We start from the raw sequence: 18,235 nt of genomic DNA on the forward strand, positions 1-18,235 counted from the left end.
TAGCGGTCGATGTAATCGTGATCCAGCAGGTTTTTGACGATCAGCACATGCATCAGCCCCAACGCCAGCGCGGCATCGGTGCCGGGCAAGAGCGCAATGTGCTGGTGGCATTTCTCGGCCGTCAGCGAGCGGTAGGGATCGATGGCGATCAGGCGCGCGCCATTGCGCTTGGCGGCTTGCACGCGGGTCCAGAAATGCAGGTTGGAGGCGATCGGGTTGCCGCCCCAGATCAAGATCAACTTGGCGTGATCCACCTGCTCCAGGTCGGTGCCGACACGGGTACCGATGGTGTAGCGATAACCCGCACCACCAGCCGAGGAACAGATGGTGCGCTCCAGTTGCGACGCCCCCAGGCGATTGAAGAAACGTCCCGCCATCGACTCGCCCTGCACCTGGCCCATGGTGCCGGCATAGCTGTAGGGCAGGATGGCCTGCGGATCGCGCCGGGCGATCTCGCCCAGGCGTTGGGCGATGGTGGAGATGGCGTCCTCCCAGCTGATGCGCTCGAACTTGCCCTCGCCCTTCTTGCCTACCCGACGCATGGGATGCAGCAGGCGGTCCTTGTGGTAGGTGCGCTCGGCATAGCGCGAGACCTTGGTACAGAGCACGCCGGAAGTGGGCGGATGGTCCGGGTCTCCGCGCACTTCGGTAGCCACGCCGTCCTTGACGGTCACCAGCAAGGCGCAGGTATCGGGGCAATCATGGGGACAGGCGGCACGGACGATGGTGGTGGTCATGGCGAGCAGGCAAAGAGGAAAAACCGAAAGCGGGAATGAAAAGATAAAAATGGATCAGGCGCAATGAAACAGATTCACGCCCACAGCAAGCCGGAGCGCAACAGATGCCCCCCTTGCGGCCAAGCGGCTACTTTATCTTAAAATGGCGCATCACGACTCTTCCCCTTGCCTTCCATGCCTGCACTCCAGCACTTCTGGCGCGACCCCGAATTGCCCTTCCTGGAAGGCCGGCGCGCCACCGGCAGCTTGTCCTGCTATGCACCGCATACGCACGACAGTTTTTCGATCGGCATCGTCGATGGCGGCCACAGCGTATTCGCGCTGGGCGAGCAACGACAAGCCATCGTGCCCGGTGACGTGGTGCTGGTGCGGGCCGGCGACGTGCACTGCTGCAATCCGAGCGAACTGGCCAGCTGGAGCTATCGCATGTTCCACCTCGATACCGATTGGCTGGCCGCGCTGCTGGAGGAAACCCCGGCCACGCGCGGCCTGCTGGCGAGCTTGCAATCGCAGGTGCTGCGCGCGCCACAGGCGGTGCACTTGCTGGATCGCATGACGCAGGCGCTGGAAGTGCGCAATGCCGATCTGCAGGCCGAGGTCATCACCTGCCTGCATGAACTCATGCTGTTGTGCGCCCAGGCCTGCGTGCGCGAATCGGCCCTCACGTCCCTCCTGCCGGAGGATGGCGACGGCTTGCAGCGCGCCCATGATTTCCTGCTGGCGCATTGCCGCGAGCGCATCGCACTCGATACCCTGGCCGAGCTGGCCGGCACCAGCCGTTACCAGTTGATCCGCCAGTTCCGCCGCCGCTTCGGCCTCACGCCGCACGCGCTGCAACTGGACATGAAGATCCGCCAGGCGCGCACCCTGCTGCAACAGGGTGTCAGCGCGGTGGCTGCCGCCTATGACACCGGCTTTGCCGACCAGAGCCATTTCCATCGCGCCTTCAAGTCGCGCGTGGCGGTCACGCCCTTGCAATACACGCAGGCCACCCCGGTTTAACGCAACAGGCCCTAGGCCGCGCGCCCCACCACCAGCGCCAGCGCCGCCACCATCAGCAATACGCCGGCGCCGCGCTCGATGAGCGGCAACAGGCGCGTGAGTGCCTGCACCACCCGCCGCTGCGCAATGAGGCAGACCAGGCCCGCATCCCAGGCCAGCACCGCCGTAAACATCCAGAGGCCATAGACAAGCTTGCGTTGCAGGCCCGTATGCGCCGCCACGATCACGGTAAACAGGCCGAAATAGAACAAGCCATTCTTGGGATTGAGCGCCGCGGACAGGAAACCCGCACCCAGGCCACCCAGGGGCGAGACCCGCACGCGCTGGCCGCCGCTGAGATGAGCGCACAGGTCGGCCGCTTGGCCACTGGCGCGCAGGAACAGCCACCCCAGCCAGGCCAGGTAGAGGGCAGCCAGCCACTGCATGGCCAACAGCAAGGAAGGATTTTCCTGCAGCACACTGAAGCCACCGATGGCTAGGGCGATATAGATGCCGTTGGCCAGGGCGATTCCCAGGCTGGCCGCCAGAGCATAGCCGCGCCCATGCCGCAGGCTGCTGCGCACCAGCAACAGGAAATCGGGACCGGGACTGGCCAGCGCCAACAGGTGCGCCCCTGCCAGCAACAGGAATTCGGAAGAAAACATCACTAGGCCTCCACGCCTCATCGGCAAGACAAGAAAAGAGGCCCATCCTGCGCAGGGTCGCACGCGCTGTCTTGAACAAAATTGCACCTCCCCCTTAACCCGCCGCCAAGCGCGGTAAGATAGCGGCACTTCCATCGATCGTCCTAGCTACTCAATTCCCCATGAAACTCATCGACCCCATCGTCCAGTTCCAGTCCGAACTGCAACAGATCCGCCGCGACATCCACGCCCACCCCGAACTGGCCTACGAAGAAGTGCGCACCGCCGAGGTGGTGGCGCAAAAACTGAGCGAATGGGGCATCCCGGTGGTGCGCGGCCTGGGCGTGACCGGTGTGGTAGGCATCATCAAGCAGGGCGACAGCCCGCGCGCCATCGGCCTGCGCGCCGACATGGATGCACTGCCCATGCCCGAGATCAATACCTTCGCCCACGCCTCGCGCCACGCAGGCAAGATGCACGCCTGCGGCCACGATGGGCATACCGCCATGTTGCTGGGCGCGGCCTATTACTTGGCCCGGCATCGCAACTTCGATGGCACCGTCTATGTGATCTTCCAGCCGGCTGAAGAAGGCGGACGCGGGGCCGAGCGCATGATCCAGGATGGCCTGTTCGAAAAGTATCCGATGGATGCGGTGTTCGGGATGCACAACTGGCCCGGCATCCCGGCCGGCCATTTTGGCGTCACGCCGGGAGCGCAGATGGCCTCCAGCAACGAGTTCCACGTCACCGTCAAGGGCCGTGGCTCGCACGCGGCGCAACCGCACAAGGCGGCCGATCCGGTGATGACGGCAGTACACATCGCCCAGGCCTGGCAGAGCATCGTGGCGCGCAACATCAATCCCAACGATCCGGCCGTGGTCTCCATCACCCAGATCCACACCGGCAGCGCCACCAACGTCATCCCCGACGAAGCCACGATGGTGGGCACCGTGCGCACCTTCAGCCTGCCGGTGCTGGACCTCATCGAGCGCCGCATGAAGGAAATCGCCGAGCACACCGCTGCGGCCTTCGATGCCACGGTGGACTTCCGTTTCAACCGCAACTATCCGCCGCTGATCAATCACGCCAAGGAAACCGCCTTCGCCGTGGAAGTACTGACCGAACAGTTCGGCGCCGACCACGTCGATGCCCACACCGAGCCGACCATGGGCGCCGAGGATTTTGCTTTCATGTTGCAGCACAAGCCAGGCTGCTACGTGTTCCTGGGCAATGGCGACGGTGGCCATCGCGATCAGGGTCATGGGCTGGGACCGTGCAACCTGCACAACCCCAGCTATGACTTCAACGATGACTTGCTGCCCATCGGCGCTACCTACTGGGTACGGCTGGCGGAGAAATTCCTGCAGGCGAAGTAAGGCGAGCTGCCACAGCATTGGCGAGCGGCAGCATTTCAGGCATGATCCGCACACCAACCGCCCGCCAAGAGGCGCCACCATGCATTACGATAAAAGGGAGATACATGCACACCCTCGCCACCCTGCTGGTCCTGCTGGTCGCCCTGGAACACGTCTGGATCCTGATCCTGGAAATGTTCCTGTGGACCAAACCGCTGGGACTGAAGGCCTTCGGCCAATCGCGTCAAGCCGCTGAAGCCAGCCGTGTGCTGGCCGCCAACCAGGGCCTCTACAACGGCTTCCTGGCCGCCGGTCTGTTCTGGAGCCTGATGACCGGCGATCGTTCGGTGCAGATCTTCTTCGTGAGTTGCGTGCTGGTGGCCGGCATCTATGGCGGACTCACCGCCAAGCGCACCATCCTCTACGTTCAGGGCCTGCCCGCCTTGCTGGCGCTGCTGGCCTTGCTGGCCAGTTGAGCGCACCATGCCTCGCCTGCTGATCCTGTTACTCCTGATGGCGCTGATGGCGCTGATGGCGCGAGGAGCCAGTGCGCAGGACCAGGAGGCCGAATGGTGGAGCTACCAGACCCAGCGCAACAACCATGCCTATGCCGTCAAGCTGGACATGGCCTTGCGCCGGACCTTCCCGCTGGCCGGTTTTCCTTACGTGGTGGTGACCCGTGTCGCGTATGCACCCGACACGCCGGAAGGCTTGCCGCCCCTGCCCGAGCAGGATAGGCTGGAAGCCTTGTCGGAACAGGTGGCCGCGGCCATCGGCAAGAAGACCCGCAGCCTCTATGTCGGCACCGCCTTCAGCCTGGGCCAGCAACAATCCTGGTTCTACGTGACCGATCCCACCGGACTGGAACCGGTGGTGGCCGATATCCACGCGCGCTTTTGCCAGGCTTGCAAGACCAGCACCGTGACCCTGAGCGACCCGACCTGGGCGCTGTATCGCGATCAACTGCTGCCGGATGGGGAAACCCGACAACGCTACGGGCTGCGCAGTTACTGAAATGACAGCGAAAAATAAAGTTTCGCCGCAGAGCGCCGATAACAAGTTTCCTGTCGGCATCAATATTGACAAGCATTTATCGCCATCGACCCAGCCAGCCCAACTGCTGGCTGCCGCCACGACATCATCGGACCAGGTCCGGAAGGAAGCCGCATGAAACAGATCAAACTCCTCCTCAAGGATGAGGTCTACGACTCGCTGGAACGCGATTACCAGAACTTCGTGCGGCTCTCGACCAAGATCGACTCGGGCTTCGTGAAGCCTTCCTTCGATAGCTATCTGCTGGCCAAGCTTTCGGAAAATACCAATTTCCTGACCGAAGAAGCGGTCCAGCACCTGATGCTATCGGGCCAGTATGCCTGGGCCAGACGGGCGATGGACAAGGAATTCCCGGACGTGGTGCAGATCCTCATCGAGCAGGCCGCCAATTATGGATTCTGGATCGCGGTGCGCCACGACTGGAGCACCGATGATCTGATCGCGGCCTCCAAGGCCTGGGCCACGGCCATCATCAAGCAGGCCAAGGGCGATGAAACCCAGATCGACATGCTGGCCACGCAGATCAAGGCCTCGGCCACCAATATCTCGGTCGTGCAGGAACGCTTGAAGACGCCGGCGGCGATGCTGGCCGCGGCCATGGTGCAGGAGCTGCGCGAGACCCATATCGCCATCGAACATGCCTCCGGCATGGTGGCGCGTGAAAAGCTGGGGGCCATGCGTACCCTCTTGAAGCTGGGACGGGCCTTCGGCAATGTTTCCGAAAAGGCCGAAAAAGACATGATGGACAAGCTCAAGCGCGAAAAACCCTGGCTCTTCGAAGACGGCCCCAAGGGCTTCTGGGGCCATGTCGCCGCGTGGTGGCGCGGGGTCTGAACTTAATCTTCTGATATCAGAGCTCTGAACTCTGAACTCTGATGTCTAAGACCCAGGATCAAGGCTGCGGCTGCGCCAGGGCTTCGGCCTCGCGCATGAGGCGGATGTCGCCATACCAGGCTTGCATCTTCTGACCGGTATTGTCGGTATCGGTCAACACCCCTACCCCGATCAGGCGGCCCGGCTTTTCGCCGAAGATGCGTTCGTAATCCTCGGCGACATTGCGCTGGTACGAGCGCCATTGCCCCACGTGCGTGGGCCCGCTTTCAGCCACCAGCATCTGGATGCGGCCGGTGCGGCCATTGGCGATGACGCTGCCCACCGGCGCTTGGCCATCCCAGACATACATCAGCGTGGCATAGGGCAATTCATGCCCGGTCAACAGCTTGGCGGTGTCGAACAGGATGCTGTCCATCAGCGAGAGCTTGTTATGGTCACCATCGAAGGCCAGCACGATGCGCACCGGGGAGTCATCGGTTTCCCGATGCGTGAGATCGGCGGTGGGAATCAGACCCGCCGCCTTCCAGCTCCAGGACAGCCAGGGCTTCTTGTTGATGTCGATGTCCACCACGTGCCGCAAACCCGAGGAGGCACGGTCGGCATAGGCGTGCAGGACGCTGCGGCCATGGTCATCGACCAGCTTGTATTCGGTGGGGATCTTCTTGCGGGTAAAGACCAGCGGCTCCCAGCCCTGCGGCAGCCCCTGCGGGGGATTGGCCGAGAACAGCGCCAACGCCTGGTCCAGCCGGGCCTGCTTGGTGGCGGCATCGACCGGTGCAGCCTTCTGGGCGGCGCAACCGGCCAGCAGCATGGCGGCCCCCAGGCCGACCGAGGCCAACATGCTGCGCGCAAAGGACGACGGGCGGCAGGTCAAACAGGCCAAAGAAGTCAAACGGATCAAACAGGCAAGCACAGCAGCAAAGCGCGCGCCAACGCGCGTGTGAGGCACATTCATGAGGGCCAACCGGAGAAATGGAATCAACTGCGGGAATCGTGTACAGACATCGAGTGCGGCCACCCCGACCGCACTCGAAGGCTAACAGGAAAACCTGCCAGCACCCTATCCGGGAAAACCCTAGAGTGAAAAAAAATTCAGGAATACAACGCCGGCACCGCGCTCATGCCCGCCACAGCGGGCCTCAGTTTTGCTGCCGCAGAATTTGTATGAACATCTTTGCCAAGGACGACAAGGTGCTGTTCTTGCGGGTGACGATGCCGTAGTGCTCGATGCGGGTCTTCAGGTTGACCGGCAGGATGCCCAGCATCTGGCGCGCGGCAAAGAAGTGGGCGATGTCCAGCGGCATCACCGCCACCATGTTGGACTGCGCCAGCAGGGTGATGGTGACGAAGGGCGAGGCGGTCTCGATGACGTTGCCCGGCACCTTCACTCCCTCCAGCTTGAACTCGTGCTCGATCCAGATGCGCATGGGCATGTTGCTGGAATAGAGAATCCAGGAAGCGCCGGCCAGCTCCTGCAATCGCACCTTCTGGGCCGTGGCCAGCGGATGGTCGATGCCGCTGACGATGCACATGGGCTCGCCGCGCAGCATTTCGTAATGGTAGAGGTTGGGTTGGGAACTGACCGAGGAGCGCCCGATCATCAGGTCGATGCGGCCCTGGTCCAGCAGCAGCAATTGGCGCGCGCTGGTGTCTTCGCTGATCTCGATGGAGACATCCGGCTGGATCTCGCGCAGGCGCGACAGCGCGCGCGTGACGAAGGGCGCGGCGCCCATGATGGTGCCGATGGACAGGCGCCCGCCACGGCCGCTGATCATGTTCTGCAATTCTTCGCGCAGGTTGGCCACGTCGCTCTGGATCAGGCGCGCATAGCGGATCACGCAGCGCCCCAGCTCGGTGGCTTCGATGCCGCGCGGGGAGCGGTCGAACAGGGTCACGCCCAGCGCATCTTCCATTTCATGCAAGGCCTTGGTGGCGGCCGGCTGGGTCATGTGCATGACCTCGGCTGCCTTGTGCAGCGACCCCTGTTCGTCGAGCGCCGTCAGCAGGGCGACCTGGCGAAAGCGCAGGCGGCTGACGATGGAGCCGACCGAGGGCAGCGCACCACCCTCTTCCTGCAGTCGGTTATCACCCGATGAATTAAGCTCATTAGACATCCCTGTACCAGCCTCTTATAGTCGTCCCGGAAAAACCACCATGCTAGCGCATCTGCCCTTGGCGCAAGGCGATGCGTGAAAAAAACTCAGGACATGGAGATCAGGAGACCCGGTGAGGCTGATTCAATATCGTGACCGCCAAGGCGAGCGCCGCGTGGGCATCGTCCATGGCAGCAACATCCAGGCGCTGGGGGAAGTCGCTACCATGCGCGAGCTGGCGCAGTTGGCGCTGCAGCGCGGCACCGGCCTGGAACGCCTGGCGCAACTGCTCAATACCGACCAGTGCGAAGACTATGCCGCCATCCTGACCGAGGCGCGCATCCTGGCGCCGCTGGATCATCCCGACCCGGCCCACTGCAAGGTCTCCGGCGCCGGCACCACGCACCTAGGCAGCGCCACCACACGCGACAAGATGCATCGCCGGGTCGAAGGCGATGAGCTCGACAAGACCGATACCCAGTTGATGATCGAATGGGGCATTGCCGGTGGCCGTCCGGCGCCCGGTACAGTGGGAGTGCAGCCAGAATGGTTCTACAAGGGCGATGGCAGCAGCATCGTCGCCCCCGGCCAACCCCTGCCGCGTCCCGACTTCGCGTTGGATGGCGGCGAGGAGCCGGAGATCGTCGGCCTGTACCTGATCGACGAAGACGGCTGTCCGCGTCGCCTGGGTTTTGCCATCGGCAATGAATTCTCCGACCACGTCATGGAGCGCCGCAATTACCTCTACCAGGGCCACTCCAAGCTGCGTCACTGCTCGTTCGGACCGGAGCTGCTGGTGGGCCTGCCCCCGGCGCATCTGGTGGGCATGACGCGCATCCGCCGCAATGGCCGGGTGATCTGGGAACAGGAATTCCTGACCGGCCCCGACAACATGTGCCACGCCATCGAGAACCTGGAATACCACTACTTCAAGTATGCGCACCTGCTGCACCCGGGCGATGTCCACGTGCATTACATGGGCGCGGCCAATCTGTCCTTTGCCTACAGCGTGCGCACCCAGGATGGCGACAGCATCGAGATCAGCATTGCCGAGTTCGGCGCGCCGCTGGTCAATGGCATCGCGCACGTGCAGTCGCACTTCAGGCCGGGAGGTGTCAAACAGTTATAGCCATCGATAGTCGCTCCACGCGGCGCATGACCCTCGAAGTGGTGGCAACACAAAAGACCGCCCCCAGGATAACGATAAAGGAGACCACCCTCATGCTGATCTATTGCCTTCTCTCTGGATTGCCGGAGCGCCGATGAACTACACCTTTGATTTCATGAGCGTGTTCGCGCAGTGGGATCGCCTGCTGCTGGGCGCCTGGCTGACCATTCAACTCTCGGCCTTATCCATCGTGCTGGGCTTCGTGCTGGGCACGCTCTGCGCGATTGCCGGAAAAAGCCATCTGGCGGTGCTGCGCGGCCTGGTGAAGGCTTATGTCGAGATCATCCGCAACACGCCCTTGCTGGTGCAGGTGTTCCTGGTGTTCTTCGGCCTGGCCAGCATAGGATGGAAGCTTTCTGCAGAGACCGCAGCGGTCATCGCCCTCACCCTCAACGTCGGCGCCTACACCACCGAGATCATGCGCGCCGGCATCAACTCCATCCATCCGGGTCAGATCGAGGCGGCCGAATGCCTGGGCATGTCGCGCCTGCATGTCTACTGGCATGTGGTGTTGCTGCCGGCGGTGGAGCGCGTCTATCCCTCGCTGACCAGCCAGTTCATCCTGCTCATGCTGGCCTCCAGCATCACCTCGCAGATTTCCGCAGAAGAGCTGACCGCCACGGCCAACCTGGTGCAGTCGGAAACCTTCCGCAGCTTCGAGGTGTATGCCGTCATCGCGGTGGCGTACCTGGTGCTGTCCTTCCTGTTTCGTGGCGCGTTCTGGCTCATCAGCCAGATGGCCTTCGTGCGCAAGCGCAAGCTGGGCACCCACCTGTAAGGAGCAGCCATGAATGCATTCAGTTTCCTGCACGTGGAGTACCTGCTGCAAGCGGCCGTCTGGACCGTGGTGCTGTCGCTGGTGGCGTTCGTCTTCGGTGGTCTGGCCGGCTTCGTCATTGCGCTGTGGCGGGTCTCGCCCCATGCCAGCCTGCGCACCATTGCCAGCCTCTACATCCAGGTGGTGCAAGGCATCCCGCTGCTGGTGATCCTGTTCGTGGCCTACTTCGGACTGGCCATCGCCGGGCTGAAATTGACGCCGCTGGTGGCCGCCGGCATTTCCTTTGCGATCTACTGCGCAGCCTTCCTTGGCGAGATCTGGCGCGGCTGCATCCAGGCAGTGCCCAGGACGCAATGGGAAGCCGCGGAATGCCTGGGTTTCAATCGCTTCGAACAACTGAGCAAGGTAATCCTGCCGCAAGCCGTCAAGATCGCCACGCCGCCCACGGTCGGCTTCATGGTGCAGATCGTCAAGAACACTTCGCTGGCCTCGGTGATCGGTTTCGTCGATCTCTCGCGCGCCGGCCAGATCATCAACAACTCGACCTTCCAGCCGTTCACCGTGTTCGGCTGCGTCGCCCTCATCTATTTTTGCCTGTGCTTCCCGCTGTCGGCGCTGTCCAAGCACTTTGAAAGGAAATTGAATGTCAGCCATCGTTAAGATCAAGGATCTGCACAAGAGCTTCGGCAGCAACAAGGTCTTGAATGGCGTGTCGCTGGAGGTGCAACAGGGCCAGATGGTGGCCATCATCGGCAAGAGCGGCTCGGGCAAGAGCACGCTGCTGCGCTGCCTGAACGGTCTGGAGAAAGTCGACGGCGGCGACATCCATGTATGCGGACATGATATTCATCATCCAGACAAGCTCAATCTGCGCGAATTGCGCAAGCAGGTCGGCATCGTCTTTCAGAGCTACAACCTGTTCCCGCACCTGACGGTGGAGCGCAACATCACGCTGGCGCTGACCACCATCAAGAAGATGTCCAGCGACGAAGCCAAGCAGATCGCCCACAAGGTGCTGCAACTGGTCGGGCTGGACAACAAGAAGGAAGCCTATCCCGAGCAGCTCTCGGGCGGCCAGGCGCAACGCGTGGCGATTGCCCGCTCGCTGGCGATGGCGCCGGAGCTGATGCTGTTCGATGAAGTGACCTCGGCACTGGACCCGGAGTTGACCGCCGAAGTATTGAAAGTCATGGAAGACCTGGCGCGCGGCGGCATGACCATGGTGCTGGTCACCCACGAGATGGCCTTTGCCCGCAAGCTGGCCGATGTGCTGGTGTTCATGCACCAGGGCCAGGTGTGGGAAATGGGACCGCCGGACGAACTCTTCAGCAACCCCAGGACAGCCGAATTGCAGAAGTTCGTCGCCAGCGACCTCTGAATTGCGCTTGTATGGATTTTATTTTCAGCAGCACCCTACAACTACACAGGAGACCCCAATGAACCATCTGCTCAGCTTCATCAAGAAAGCCGCCGCCGTCGCACTCGGCCTGGCTTGTTTGGCACAGGCCGCACAAGCCGATGCCCTGGCCGACATCAAGGCGCGCAAGAAGGTCTTGGTCGCCATCGACCTGGGCGCGCCGCCCTTCGGCATGACCAATGCCAAGCTGGAGCCGCAGGGCTCGGATGTGGAGACCGCGCGCCTGCTGGCCAAGGACCTGGGCGTGGAACTGGAGATCGTGCAGGTGACCGGACCCAACCGCATTCCCTTCCTGATGACCGGCAAGGCCGACATGGTGATTTCTTCCTTCTCCATCACGCCGGAACGCCAGAAGGTGGTGGCCTTTACCCAGCCCTATGGCGCTTCGCAATTCGTGGTGGCCGCGCCCAAGACTGAAAACATCAAGAGCATCAATGACCTGGTCGGCAAGCGTGTGGCGGTGGTGCGCGGCAATATGCAGGATTCGCTGCTCACGCCCATCGCCCCCAAGGGGACCAACATCGTGCGCTTCGATGATGATGCCACGGTGACGGCGGCCATCCTGTCGGGCCAGGTCGATGCCCTGTGTACGCCCAATTCGCTGGCCTCGGCCATTGCCAAGCAGAATCCGTCCAAGAACCTGGAAACCAAGTTCGCCATCAAGGACATTCCCTACGCCATCGGCTTGCGCAAGGGCGAGCCGGCGCTGGAAAAGTGGCTCAACGAATGGATCACCGCCAACCTGAAGAATGGCAAGCTGCCCGCCATCTATCAGCAATGGGTGGGCAGCCCCATGCCTGACCTGGCACAGTTCGCCGCCAAGTAATTTCCTGCATGTCGCATCGCTTATCGGATGCGACATGCGCCCGCCGCGTTTGCGGCCAGCCCGCAGCATCCACGTTCTCACCGAGATCAACATGAAAGCTACCTCTCCCGTCATCCGACTCAATCCCGTCGATGATGTCGTCATTGCCCGCCAGCAGCTCATCTCCGGCACCGTGCTGCAGGAAGAAGGCGGCCTCAAGGTCATGGGCCTGATCCCTGCCGGCCACAAGATGGCCACCCGCGCCATTGCCGTGGGTGAAGCGGTCAAGCGCTACGGCCAGATCATCGGCACGGCCAGCCAGGACATTGCGCCCGGCCAGCACGTGCATACGCACAACCTGGCCATGGCCGAGTTCTCGCGCGAACACCATTTCGGCGCGGACGTGAAGCCGGTCGATTTCGTGGCCGAGCCGGCCACCTTCATGGGCATCGTGCGTCCCGATGGTCGCGTGGCCACGCGCAACTACATCGGCGTGCTGACCTCGGTGAACTGCTCGGCCACGGCCGCACGCGCCATTGCCGATTACTTCCGGCGCGACATCCACCCGGAAGTGTTGGCCGCCTATCCCAACATCGATGGCGTGGTAGCGCTAACGCACGGCCAGGGTTGCGCCACCGATTCGCAGGGCGAGCCCTTGCAGATCCTGCGCCGCACCCTGGCCGGCTATGCCACCCATCCCAACTTCGCCGCAGTGCTGGTGGTGGGCCTGGGCTGCGAGACCAATCAGATCTCTGGACTGATGGAAAGCCACAACCTGAAGGAAGGCGAATACTTCCATACCTTCACCATCCAGGGCACCGGCGGCACCGCCAAGACGGTGGCGCTAGGCATCGAGAAGATCAAGAAGATGCTGCCCAAGGCCAATGACATCCAGCGCCAACCGGTGTCGGCCAAACACCTGACGCTGGGCCTGCAATGCGGTGGCTCCGATGGCTATTCGGGCATCACCGCCAATCCGGCGCTAGGTGCAGCGGTCGATTTGCTGGTGCGCCATGGCGGCACGGCGATCCTGTCCGAGACGCCGGAAATCTATGGCGCAGAACACCTGCTCACGCGTCGCGCCGTCTCGTCCGAAGTGGGCCAGAAGCTACTGGCGCGCATCGCCTGGTGGGAAGGATATTGCGCCAAGAACGATGCCGAGATGAACAACAATCCCTCGGCCGGCAACAAGGCCGGGGGGCTGACCACCATCCTGGAAAAGTCGCTGGGCGCGGTCGCCAAGGGCGGCACCACCAACCTGGTGGATGTGTATCAATACGCCGAGACCGTCACCGCCCACGGCTTCGTCTTCATGGATACGCCGGGCTACGATCCCATCTCGGCTACCGGCCAGGTGGCGGGCGGGGCCAACGTGATCTGCTTTACCACCGGCCGGGGTTCGGCCTATGGCTGCGCCCCGGCGCCCTCGCTGAAACTGGCCACCAATACGGCGCTGTGGCAACGCCAGGAAGAAGACATGGACATCAACTGCGGCGAGATTGCCGATGGTGACGTCACGCCGCAGGAGATCGGCGAGCGCTTCTTCCAGATGATCCTCGATACCGCCTCGGGCAAGAAGACCAAGAGCGAATTGCATGGCTATGGCCAGGATGAATTCGTGCCCTGGCATATCGGCGTCTATACCTGATGCTGATGCTGATGATGCAGGACATGACATTGTGGCGGTACCCGCTTCCCGTGTAGTCCGGGGCCGCCTTCACTGATATTGATAAGGAATGATGAACATGGCACATACTTTTTCACCCCAGGCGCACCTGCCTGAAGACCACGCCCAGGCCACGCTGATCGGCCGCGTGTGGCAACCGGACGTGGGTCCGGTACTGGTCAAGATCGACGCCGATGGCGCCTATGACTTGACCCTCATCGCCGCCACCTCCAGCCAGTTGCTGGAGCTCGACGATCCCGCGGCCGCCGTGCGCGCAGCCAGCAACATGACGCGCATCGCCACGCTGCAGGAACTGCTGGACAATGCCGACGCCGCGCAGCGCGATACCTCGCGCCCCTGGCTGCTGGCGCCCATCGACCTGCAGGCGGTCAAGGCCAGCGGCGTGACCTTCGTGGCCAGCATGTTGGAACGCGTGATCGAGGAACAGGCCCGCGGCGACGCCGGCAAGGCCGAATCGGTACGGCGCGCCATCAGCGCCGTGATCGGCGACAATCTCTCTAGCGTGGTGCCGGGTTCGCCCGAGGCGGCGCGCTTGAAGGAAGTGCTGCTGGAACAGGGCGTGTGGTCGCAATACCTGGAAGTGGGCATCGGGCCCGATGCAGAAATCTTCACCAAGGCCCAGCCAATGTCCTCTGTGGGGCTGGGCGATGAGGTAGGAATTCACCCCAAGTCCGCCTGGAACAATCCCGAGCCGGAAATCGTCCTGGCCATCAATAGCCGTGGCAAGGTGGTCGGCGCCACGCTGGGCAACGACGTCAACCTGCGCGACTTCGAGGGTCGCAGCGCCCTGCTGCTGGGCAAGGCCAAGGACAACAATGCCTCCTGCGCAGTGGGGCCTTTCATTCGTCTGTTCGACGCAAACTTTTCAATTGACGACGTGCGCCGCGCCGAACTTACAATGCGGGTCGATGGTACGGAAGGCTTCACGCTCAAGGGCAGCAGTTCGATGTCCATGATCAGTCGTGATCCGCTGCAACTGGTGGAACACGCGATCGGTCCCAATCACCAGTACCCGGATGGCCTGGTGCTGTTTCTGGGGACCATGTTCGCACCGACCCAGGACCGTTTCGGTCCCGGCCAGGGCTTTACCCACCAGGTGGCCGACCTCGTCACCATCTCCACTCCCAAGCTGGGCGCGCTGGTGAACACCGTCAACTTCAGCGATCAAACGGCACCGTGGACCTTCGGGCTGACGGCGCTGTTCAAGAACCTGGCCAACCGCAAACTCATTTAATCAAAGGAATCAGCATGTCCGCATCCACTGGCCGCCTCGCCGGCAAGACCGTCCTCATCACCGCTGCTGCCCAGGGCATCGGCCGCGCCGCCACCGAACTGTTCGCCCGCGAAGGCGCGCGCGTGATCGCCACCGACATCAGCCGTCCCCACCTGGATGCCTTGGCCGGTCTGGCCGGGGTCGAGACCCGCATCCTGGACGTGACCGACGATGCCGCCATCAAGGCGCTGGTGGCCGAGATCGGCACTATCGACGTCCTGTTCAACTGCGCCGGCTATGTGGCGGCCGGCAATATCCTGGAATGCGATGACAAGGCCTGGGACTTTTCCTTCAACCTCAATGCCAAGGCCATGTTCCACACCATCCGCGCAGTGCTGCCGGGCATGTTGGCCAAGAAGGCTGGCTCCATCGTCAACATCGCCTCGGCTGCATCGAGCGTGAAGGGCGTGGCCAATCGCTTCGCCTATGGCGCCTCCAAGGCCGCTGTGGTGGGGCTGACCAAGTCGGTGGCGGCGGACTTCGTGGCGCAGGGCATCCGCTGCAACGCGATCTGCCCGGGCACCATCGAATCGCCCTCGCTGAACCAGCGCATCGCCACCCAGGCCAAGGAAACCGGCAAAAGCGAGGATGAAGTACGCGCCGCCTTCGTGGCGCGCCAGCCCATGGGCCGCATCGGCAAGGCCGAGGAAGTGGCGGCGCTGGCGCTGTACCTGGCCTCGGACGAGTCTAATTTCACCACCGGTTCGGTTCACATGATCGATGGGGGATGGTCTAACTGATGAGGTGTGGGCACTGACTTTCTCGGCAGGGAAACGGCATGTACGCCAGCTCGTACATGCCGTTTTTCTTTTTGCTGAGCGTGTTGGCTTGGGGGTGGTGTGGATCAGGTTTATCAATCGACATCATGAAGGCATAATGGGCGCTTCCTCGTTCATGCTGACAGGCAAGCCCATGTCCCTGGCCTCCGCGTCCTCCCCGTCCTTCCCGTCCCTTTCTGCGGACACCATCACCGCCATCTCTCCCGAACCGATGCTGCTGGGCGAGTCGCCCCTGTGGCACGCCGAGGAAGGGGCGCTGTACTGGATCGACATTCCCGGCAAGGCGGTCCACAAGCTGGTGCTGGAGACGCAGCAGCACCAGCGCTGGGACATGCCGGAAGAGCCGGGCAGCATCGTCAAGCACGCACAAGGCGGCCTGGTGGTGGCCTTGCGCACGGGGATGCTCCATCTCAATACCGGCAATGGCGCCTTGTCGGCGCTGCTGGCAGCGCCCTACGATACCAGCCGCATCCGTTTCAACGATGGCCGCTGCGATGCCTCCGGGCGCTTCTGGTGCGGCACCATCTACGAGCCGCGGGACCGCGAGGGCGGCACGCTGTATTGCTTCGAACGCAATGCGCTGCGCGATGCCCATCATGCGGTGACCACCTCCAATGGCTTGGCCTTCAGTGTGGACCAGCGGCTGATGTATCACGCCAATACGCCGGCGCACCGCATCAATGTCTATGACTACGACCTGGCTACCGGCCAGACCAGCAACTGCCGCCTGCTGCGCCAGTTCGATAGCGACAAGAGTGCGCCCGACTATGGTGGTCGCCCGGATGGGGCGGCGGTCGATAGCGAAGGCGCCTATTGGTGTGCGATGTTCGAGGGTGGGCGGGTGTTGCGCTTGTCGCCGGCCGGCGAGATCCTGCAGGAGATCCGCTTGCCGGCGCGTTGCCCGACCATGGTGGCCTTTGGCGGTGCCGATCTGCGCACGCTGTTCATCACCACCGGACGCAATGGCCGCAGCCAGGCCGAGCTGGCGCAATATCCCTTTTCCGGCCATGTGCTGGCAATACGGGTTGCGGTAGCAGGACGGCTGGAATACAGCTATCGCCCATGAGCGTGGCGGCGGCCTGTGGTACGCAAGCGGCACAATCAGACACGCGAGTATGCTTTTGTGATGATTATGAGAGAATATCGCGTTATCGCGGACGCTTTGCGCCGCGTCCCGTACAAGCAAAGATCCTTCAATACACTTTACGCGCTGAAAGATAATCCATGACTAAAATGAAGAGCCTGGTTGCCAAGATCGCTTTTGCTGGCGTCGCCGCCTTTGCCATCCAGTCCCCCAGCTACGCCTTCGGCCTCGACGGTATGTCGCTGGAATACGGTACCGGCAACAGCACTCAGCTGGCCCGTCTCGGTGCCCAGTTCAACTGGGGTCCGAACTGGAATTTCTGGCAATCCAACGGCACCCACATCGGTGGCTACTGGGATCTGTCGCTGGCCAACTGGCGCATGAACCACTACAACAAGACCAATGACAGCGCCAACCTGGTCGATCTGGGCCTGACCCCGGTGCTGCGTTTCCAGCGTGACGATGGCAAGGGCTTCTATGGCGAAGCCGGCATCGGCGTGCATCTGTTCTCCAAGCTGTACCGCAACAACGACAAGGTCTTGTCGACCGCCTTCCAGTTCGGTGACCATGTCGGCGCCGGCTATGTGTTCAGCAATGGCCTGGACCTGGGCATCCGTCTGCAACACTTCTCCAACGGCGGTATCAAGCAGCCCAACGGCGGCGTGAACTTTGCCGTGGCACGTGTGGCCTATAAGTTCTAAGTTATGGATGTTGGCAGGAGGATGGAGAACCATCTTCCTGACTTGAAAAAGAAGAAGCCGGCTTAGCCGGCTTTTTTATTGCCTGTGCGTTTGTAGGACTGAGTTGTTGTGGATAGTACGAGGGTGTGGGCTGGAGCGAGGGGTTTAGATTTTTCGCCTGTGCATAAATCAACTGCGATGCCGGGCGTTGCCTTGGGCTGTGTATAAATCTAAGTGCCGGCTTTCGAACATGCCCTTGTCATGCGGCTTTCCAGGGGATTCATGTTCTAAAAACTAAGTGTCTTGTGCATAAGATCAGTTCATTGGCCGCGATGCTGGCTTGGCGAGCTGTGCATAACACTAAGGTCGATGCCACCACACCGCTGATATCAGAGCACAGAGGTCAGAGATCATAGGTCAGAGCCCTGATATCTGCGCAGAAGTATGCAGACCCGTGCAGACATGTGCCCAAGCACAGTCAGATTCACAACACAAAGCAATCGCACAAAAGCAAAAACCCTCGTTACTTTCGTAACGAGGGTTCTGCGGAGTAACAAGCCTGACGATGACCTACTTTCACACTGGTTGCAGCACTATCATCGGCGCGAAGTCGTTTCACGGTCCTGTTCGGGATGGGAAGGGGTGGTACCAACTTGCTATAGTCATCAGGCATAACTTGTAAAGTCAGTTGCTCTCGATGGAGCAGCAACCAACCCAAACTGGAAGAAGTATTTTAGATTCTGGGTGTGATGCACTAGGGCAAACACAATATATGCTCAACTTGTCTATAACAGAGCTAATGTTATAGGAACAAGCCGCACGGGCAATTAGTATCAGTTAGCTTAACGCATTNTGCGCTCCACACTG

The 18,235-nt window shown here is 61.8% G+C and carries 19 protein-coding genes and 1 rRNA gene; 15 read left to right on the top strand and 5 right to left on the bottom strand.

Features of this window, described 5'->3' with window-relative positions:
* Positions 1-737 (bottom strand): molybdopterin-dependent oxidoreductase (locus tag I5W_RS05490; RefSeq protein ID WP_044528489.1); only part of this gene is annotated, 737 nt, incomplete at its 3' end.
* 174 nt (positions 738-911) lie between these two features.
* Between I5W_RS05490 and I5W_RS05495 the strand changes: the two genes are divergently transcribed.
* Positions 912-1,739, top strand: coding sequence for an AraC family transcriptional regulator (locus I5W_RS05495; RefSeq protein WP_044528490.1), 828 nt, complete (start codon positions 912-914; stop codon positions 1,737-1,739).
* An 11-nt stretch (positions 1,740-1,750) separates the two neighbouring features.
* Here I5W_RS05495 and I5W_RS05500 read toward each other — a convergent pair whose 3' ends face one another.
* Complete coding sequence (locus tag I5W_RS05500; RefSeq protein ID WP_044528491.1) at positions 1,751-2,383, bottom strand: LysE family translocator; 633 nt, start codon at positions 2,381-2,383, stop codon at positions 1,751-1,753.
* Between the two features lie 161 nt (positions 2,384-2,544).
* Between I5W_RS05500 and I5W_RS05505 the strand changes: the two genes are divergently transcribed.
* From I5W_RS05505 to I5W_RS05520, 4 genes are all read left to right on the top strand, one after another.
* Positions 2,545-3,738, top strand: a complete 1,194-nt coding sequence (locus tag I5W_RS05505) for a M20 aminoacylase family protein (RefSeq protein WP_044528492.1) — start codon at positions 2,545-2,547, stop codon at positions 3,736-3,738.
* Positions 3,739-3,842: 104 nt separating this feature from the next.
* Positions 3,843-4,193, top strand: coding sequence for a DUF1304 domain-containing protein (locus I5W_RS05510; protein WP_044528493.1), 351 nt, complete (start codon positions 3,843-3,845; stop codon positions 4,191-4,193).
* A gap of 7 nt (positions 4,194-4,200) precedes the next feature.
* A complete protein-coding gene (locus I5W_RS05515; RefSeq protein WP_044528494.1) occupies positions 4,201-4,731 on the top strand; it encodes a DUF695 domain-containing protein in 531 nt (176 codons plus the stop codon).
* Positions 4,732-4,884: 153 nt separating this feature from the next.
* Positions 4,885-5,604 carry a DUF4088 family protein gene (locus I5W_RS05520; protein WP_044528495.1) on the top strand — a complete coding sequence of 240 codons (720 nt, stop codon included), beginning with the start codon at positions 4,885-4,887 and terminating at the stop codon, positions 5,602-5,604.
* A 58-nt stretch (positions 5,605-5,662) separates the two neighbouring features.
* Here the strand turns inward: I5W_RS05520 and I5W_RS05525 are convergent, their stop codons facing one another.
* Together I5W_RS05525 and I5W_RS05530 are read right to left on the bottom strand one after the other, a co-directional pair.
* Positions 5,663-6,445 (bottom strand): DUF3047 domain-containing protein, encoded by a 783-nt coding sequence (locus I5W_RS05525; protein WP_044528496.1) that lies wholly within the window; start codon positions 6,443-6,445, stop codon positions 5,663-5,665.
* Between the two features lie 298 nt (positions 6,446-6,743).
* On the bottom strand, positions 6,744-7,718 hold the full coding sequence (locus I5W_RS05530; RefSeq protein ID WP_044528497.1) for a LysR family transcriptional regulator: 975 nt from the start codon (positions 7,716-7,718) through the stop codon (positions 6,744-6,746).
* Between the two features lie 112 nt (positions 7,719-7,830).
* On the opposite strand from I5W_RS05530, the gene araD1 reads away from it, so the two are divergent.
* The 10 genes from araD1 to I5W_RS05580 all read left to right on the top strand — a co-directional run bounded on the left by araD1 (position 7,831) and on the right by I5W_RS05580 (position 17,389).
* Positions 7,831-8,826, top strand: a complete 996-nt coding sequence (gene araD1 / locus I5W_RS05535; RefSeq protein WP_017452449.1) for an AraD1 family protein — start codon at positions 7,831-7,833, stop codon at positions 8,824-8,826.
* A 133-nt stretch (positions 8,827-8,959) separates the two neighbouring features.
* On the top strand, positions 8,960-9,643 hold the full coding sequence (locus I5W_RS05540; protein ID WP_044528498.1) for an amino acid ABC transporter permease: 684 nt from the start codon (positions 8,960-8,962) through the stop codon (positions 9,641-9,643).
* A gap of 9 nt (positions 9,644-9,652) precedes the next feature.
* On the top strand, positions 9,653-10,303 hold the full coding sequence (locus tag I5W_RS05545; RefSeq protein ID WP_017452451.1) for an amino acid ABC transporter permease: 651 nt from the start codon (positions 9,653-9,655) through the stop codon (positions 10,301-10,303).
* A complete protein-coding gene (locus tag I5W_RS05550) occupies positions 10,287-11,021 on the top strand; it encodes an amino acid ABC transporter ATP-binding protein (RefSeq protein ID WP_017452452.1) in 735 nt (244 codons plus the stop codon). Before I5W_RS05545 ends, I5W_RS05550 begins: the two co-directional genes overlap by 17 nt.
* 58 nt (positions 11,022-11,079) lie before the next feature.
* The gene (locus I5W_RS05555; protein WP_044528499.1) at positions 11,080-11,886 is read left to right on the top strand and encodes a transporter substrate-binding domain-containing protein; all 807 of its coding nucleotides are present in this window, start codon (positions 11,080-11,082) and stop codon (positions 11,884-11,886) included.
* A 91-nt stretch (positions 11,887-11,977) separates the two neighbouring features.
* A complete protein-coding gene (locus I5W_RS05560; RefSeq protein WP_044528501.1) occupies positions 11,978-13,513 on the top strand; it encodes a UxaA family hydrolase in 1,536 nt (511 codons plus the stop codon).
* 97 nt (positions 13,514-13,610) lie between these two features.
* A complete protein-coding gene (locus I5W_RS05565; protein ID WP_026052088.1) occupies positions 13,611-14,786 on the top strand; it encodes a fumarylacetoacetate hydrolase family protein in 1,176 nt (391 codons plus the stop codon).
* A 14-nt stretch (positions 14,787-14,800) separates the two neighbouring features.
* Positions 14,801-15,565, top strand: a complete 765-nt coding sequence (locus I5W_RS05570; protein ID WP_017452456.1) for an SDR family oxidoreductase — start codon at positions 14,801-14,803, stop codon at positions 15,563-15,565.
* A 172-nt stretch (positions 15,566-15,737) separates the two neighbouring features.
* Positions 15,738-16,670: an SMP-30/gluconolactonase/LRE family protein gene (locus I5W_RS05575; protein ID WP_441294717.1), complete on the top strand. Its 933-nt coding sequence runs from the start codon at positions 15,738-15,740 to the stop codon at positions 16,668-16,670.
* Between the two features lie 158 nt (positions 16,671-16,828).
* Positions 16,829-17,389 (top strand): acyloxyacyl hydrolase, encoded by a 561-nt coding sequence (locus tag I5W_RS05580; protein WP_017452458.1) that lies wholly within the window; start codon positions 16,829-16,831, stop codon positions 17,387-17,389.
* Between the two features lie 536 nt (positions 17,390-17,925).
* On the opposite strand, the gene rrf is transcribed toward I5W_RS05580, so the two are convergent.
* Positions 17,926-18,038 (bottom strand): 5S ribosomal RNA (gene rrf / locus I5W_RS05585).
* Between the last annotated feature and the right edge of the window lie 197 nt (positions 18,039-18,235).

Origin of the sequence: Herbaspirillum sp. B65 (assembly GCF_000333555.1) — a bacterium.
Classification (GTDB): Bacteria; Pseudomonadota; Gammaproteobacteria; order Burkholderiales; family Burkholderiaceae_D; genus Herbaspirillum; species Herbaspirillum rubrisubalbicans.

Excerpts from the sequence above, each read along its gene's own strand:
- I5W_RS05495 (WP_044528490.1), top strand. The coding sequence starts at position 912 with ATGCCTGCACTCCAGCACTTCTGGCGCGACCCCGAATTGCCCTTCCTG.
- I5W_RS05500 (WP_044528491.1), bottom strand. The coding sequence starts at position 2,383 with ATGTTTTCTTCCGAATTCCTGTTGCTGGCAGGGGCGCACCTGTTGGCG.
- I5W_RS05505 (WP_044528492.1), top strand. The coding sequence starts at position 2,545 with ATGAAACTCATCGACCCCATCGTCCAGTTCCAGTCCGAACTGCAACAG.
- I5W_RS05510 (WP_044528493.1), top strand. The coding sequence starts at position 3,843 with ATGCACACCCTCGCCACCCTGCTGGTCCTGCTGGTCGCCCTGGAACAC.
- I5W_RS05515 (WP_044528494.1), top strand. The coding sequence starts at position 4,201 with ATGCCTCGCCTGCTGATCCTGTTACTCCTGATGGCGCTGATGGCGCTG.
- I5W_RS05520 (WP_044528495.1), top strand. The coding sequence starts at position 4,885 with ATGAAACAGATCAAACTCCTCCTCAAGGATGAGGTCTACGACTCGCTG.
- I5W_RS05525 (WP_044528496.1), bottom strand. The coding sequence starts at position 6,445 with ATGTTGGCCTCGGTCGGCCTGGGGGCCGCCATGCTGCTGGCCGGTTGC.
- I5W_RS05530 (WP_044528497.1), bottom strand. The coding sequence starts at position 7,718 with ATGTCTAATGAGCTTAATTCATCGGGTGATAACCGACTGCAGGAAGAG.
- I5W_RS05540 (WP_044528498.1), top strand. The coding sequence starts at position 8,960 with ATGAACTACACCTTTGATTTCATGAGCGTGTTCGCGCAGTGGGATCGC.
- I5W_RS05545 (WP_017452451.1), top strand. The coding sequence starts at position 9,653 with ATGAATGCATTCAGTTTCCTGCACGTGGAGTACCTGCTGCAAGCGGCC.
- I5W_RS05550 (WP_017452452.1), top strand. The coding sequence starts at position 10,287 with ATGTCAGCCATCGTTAAGATCAAGGATCTGCACAAGAGCTTCGGCAGC.
- I5W_RS05555 (WP_044528499.1), top strand. The coding sequence starts at position 11,080 with ATGAACCATCTGCTCAGCTTCATCAAGAAAGCCGCCGCCGTCGCACTC.
- I5W_RS05560 (WP_044528501.1), top strand. The coding sequence starts at position 11,978 with ATGAAAGCTACCTCTCCCGTCATCCGACTCAATCCCGTCGATGATGTC.
- I5W_RS05565 (WP_026052088.1), top strand. The coding sequence starts at position 13,611 with ATGGCACATACTTTTTCACCCCAGGCGCACCTGCCTGAAGACCACGCC.
- I5W_RS05570 (WP_017452456.1), top strand. The coding sequence starts at position 14,801 with ATGTCCGCATCCACTGGCCGCCTCGCCGGCAAGACCGTCCTCATCACC.
- I5W_RS05575 (WP_441294717.1), top strand. The coding sequence starts at position 15,738 with ATGTCCCTGGCCTCCGCGTCCTCCCCGTCCTTCCCGTCCCTTTCTGCG.
- I5W_RS05580 (WP_017452458.1), top strand. The coding sequence starts at position 16,829 with ATGACTAAAATGAAGAGCCTGGTTGCCAAGATCGCTTTTGCTGGCGTC.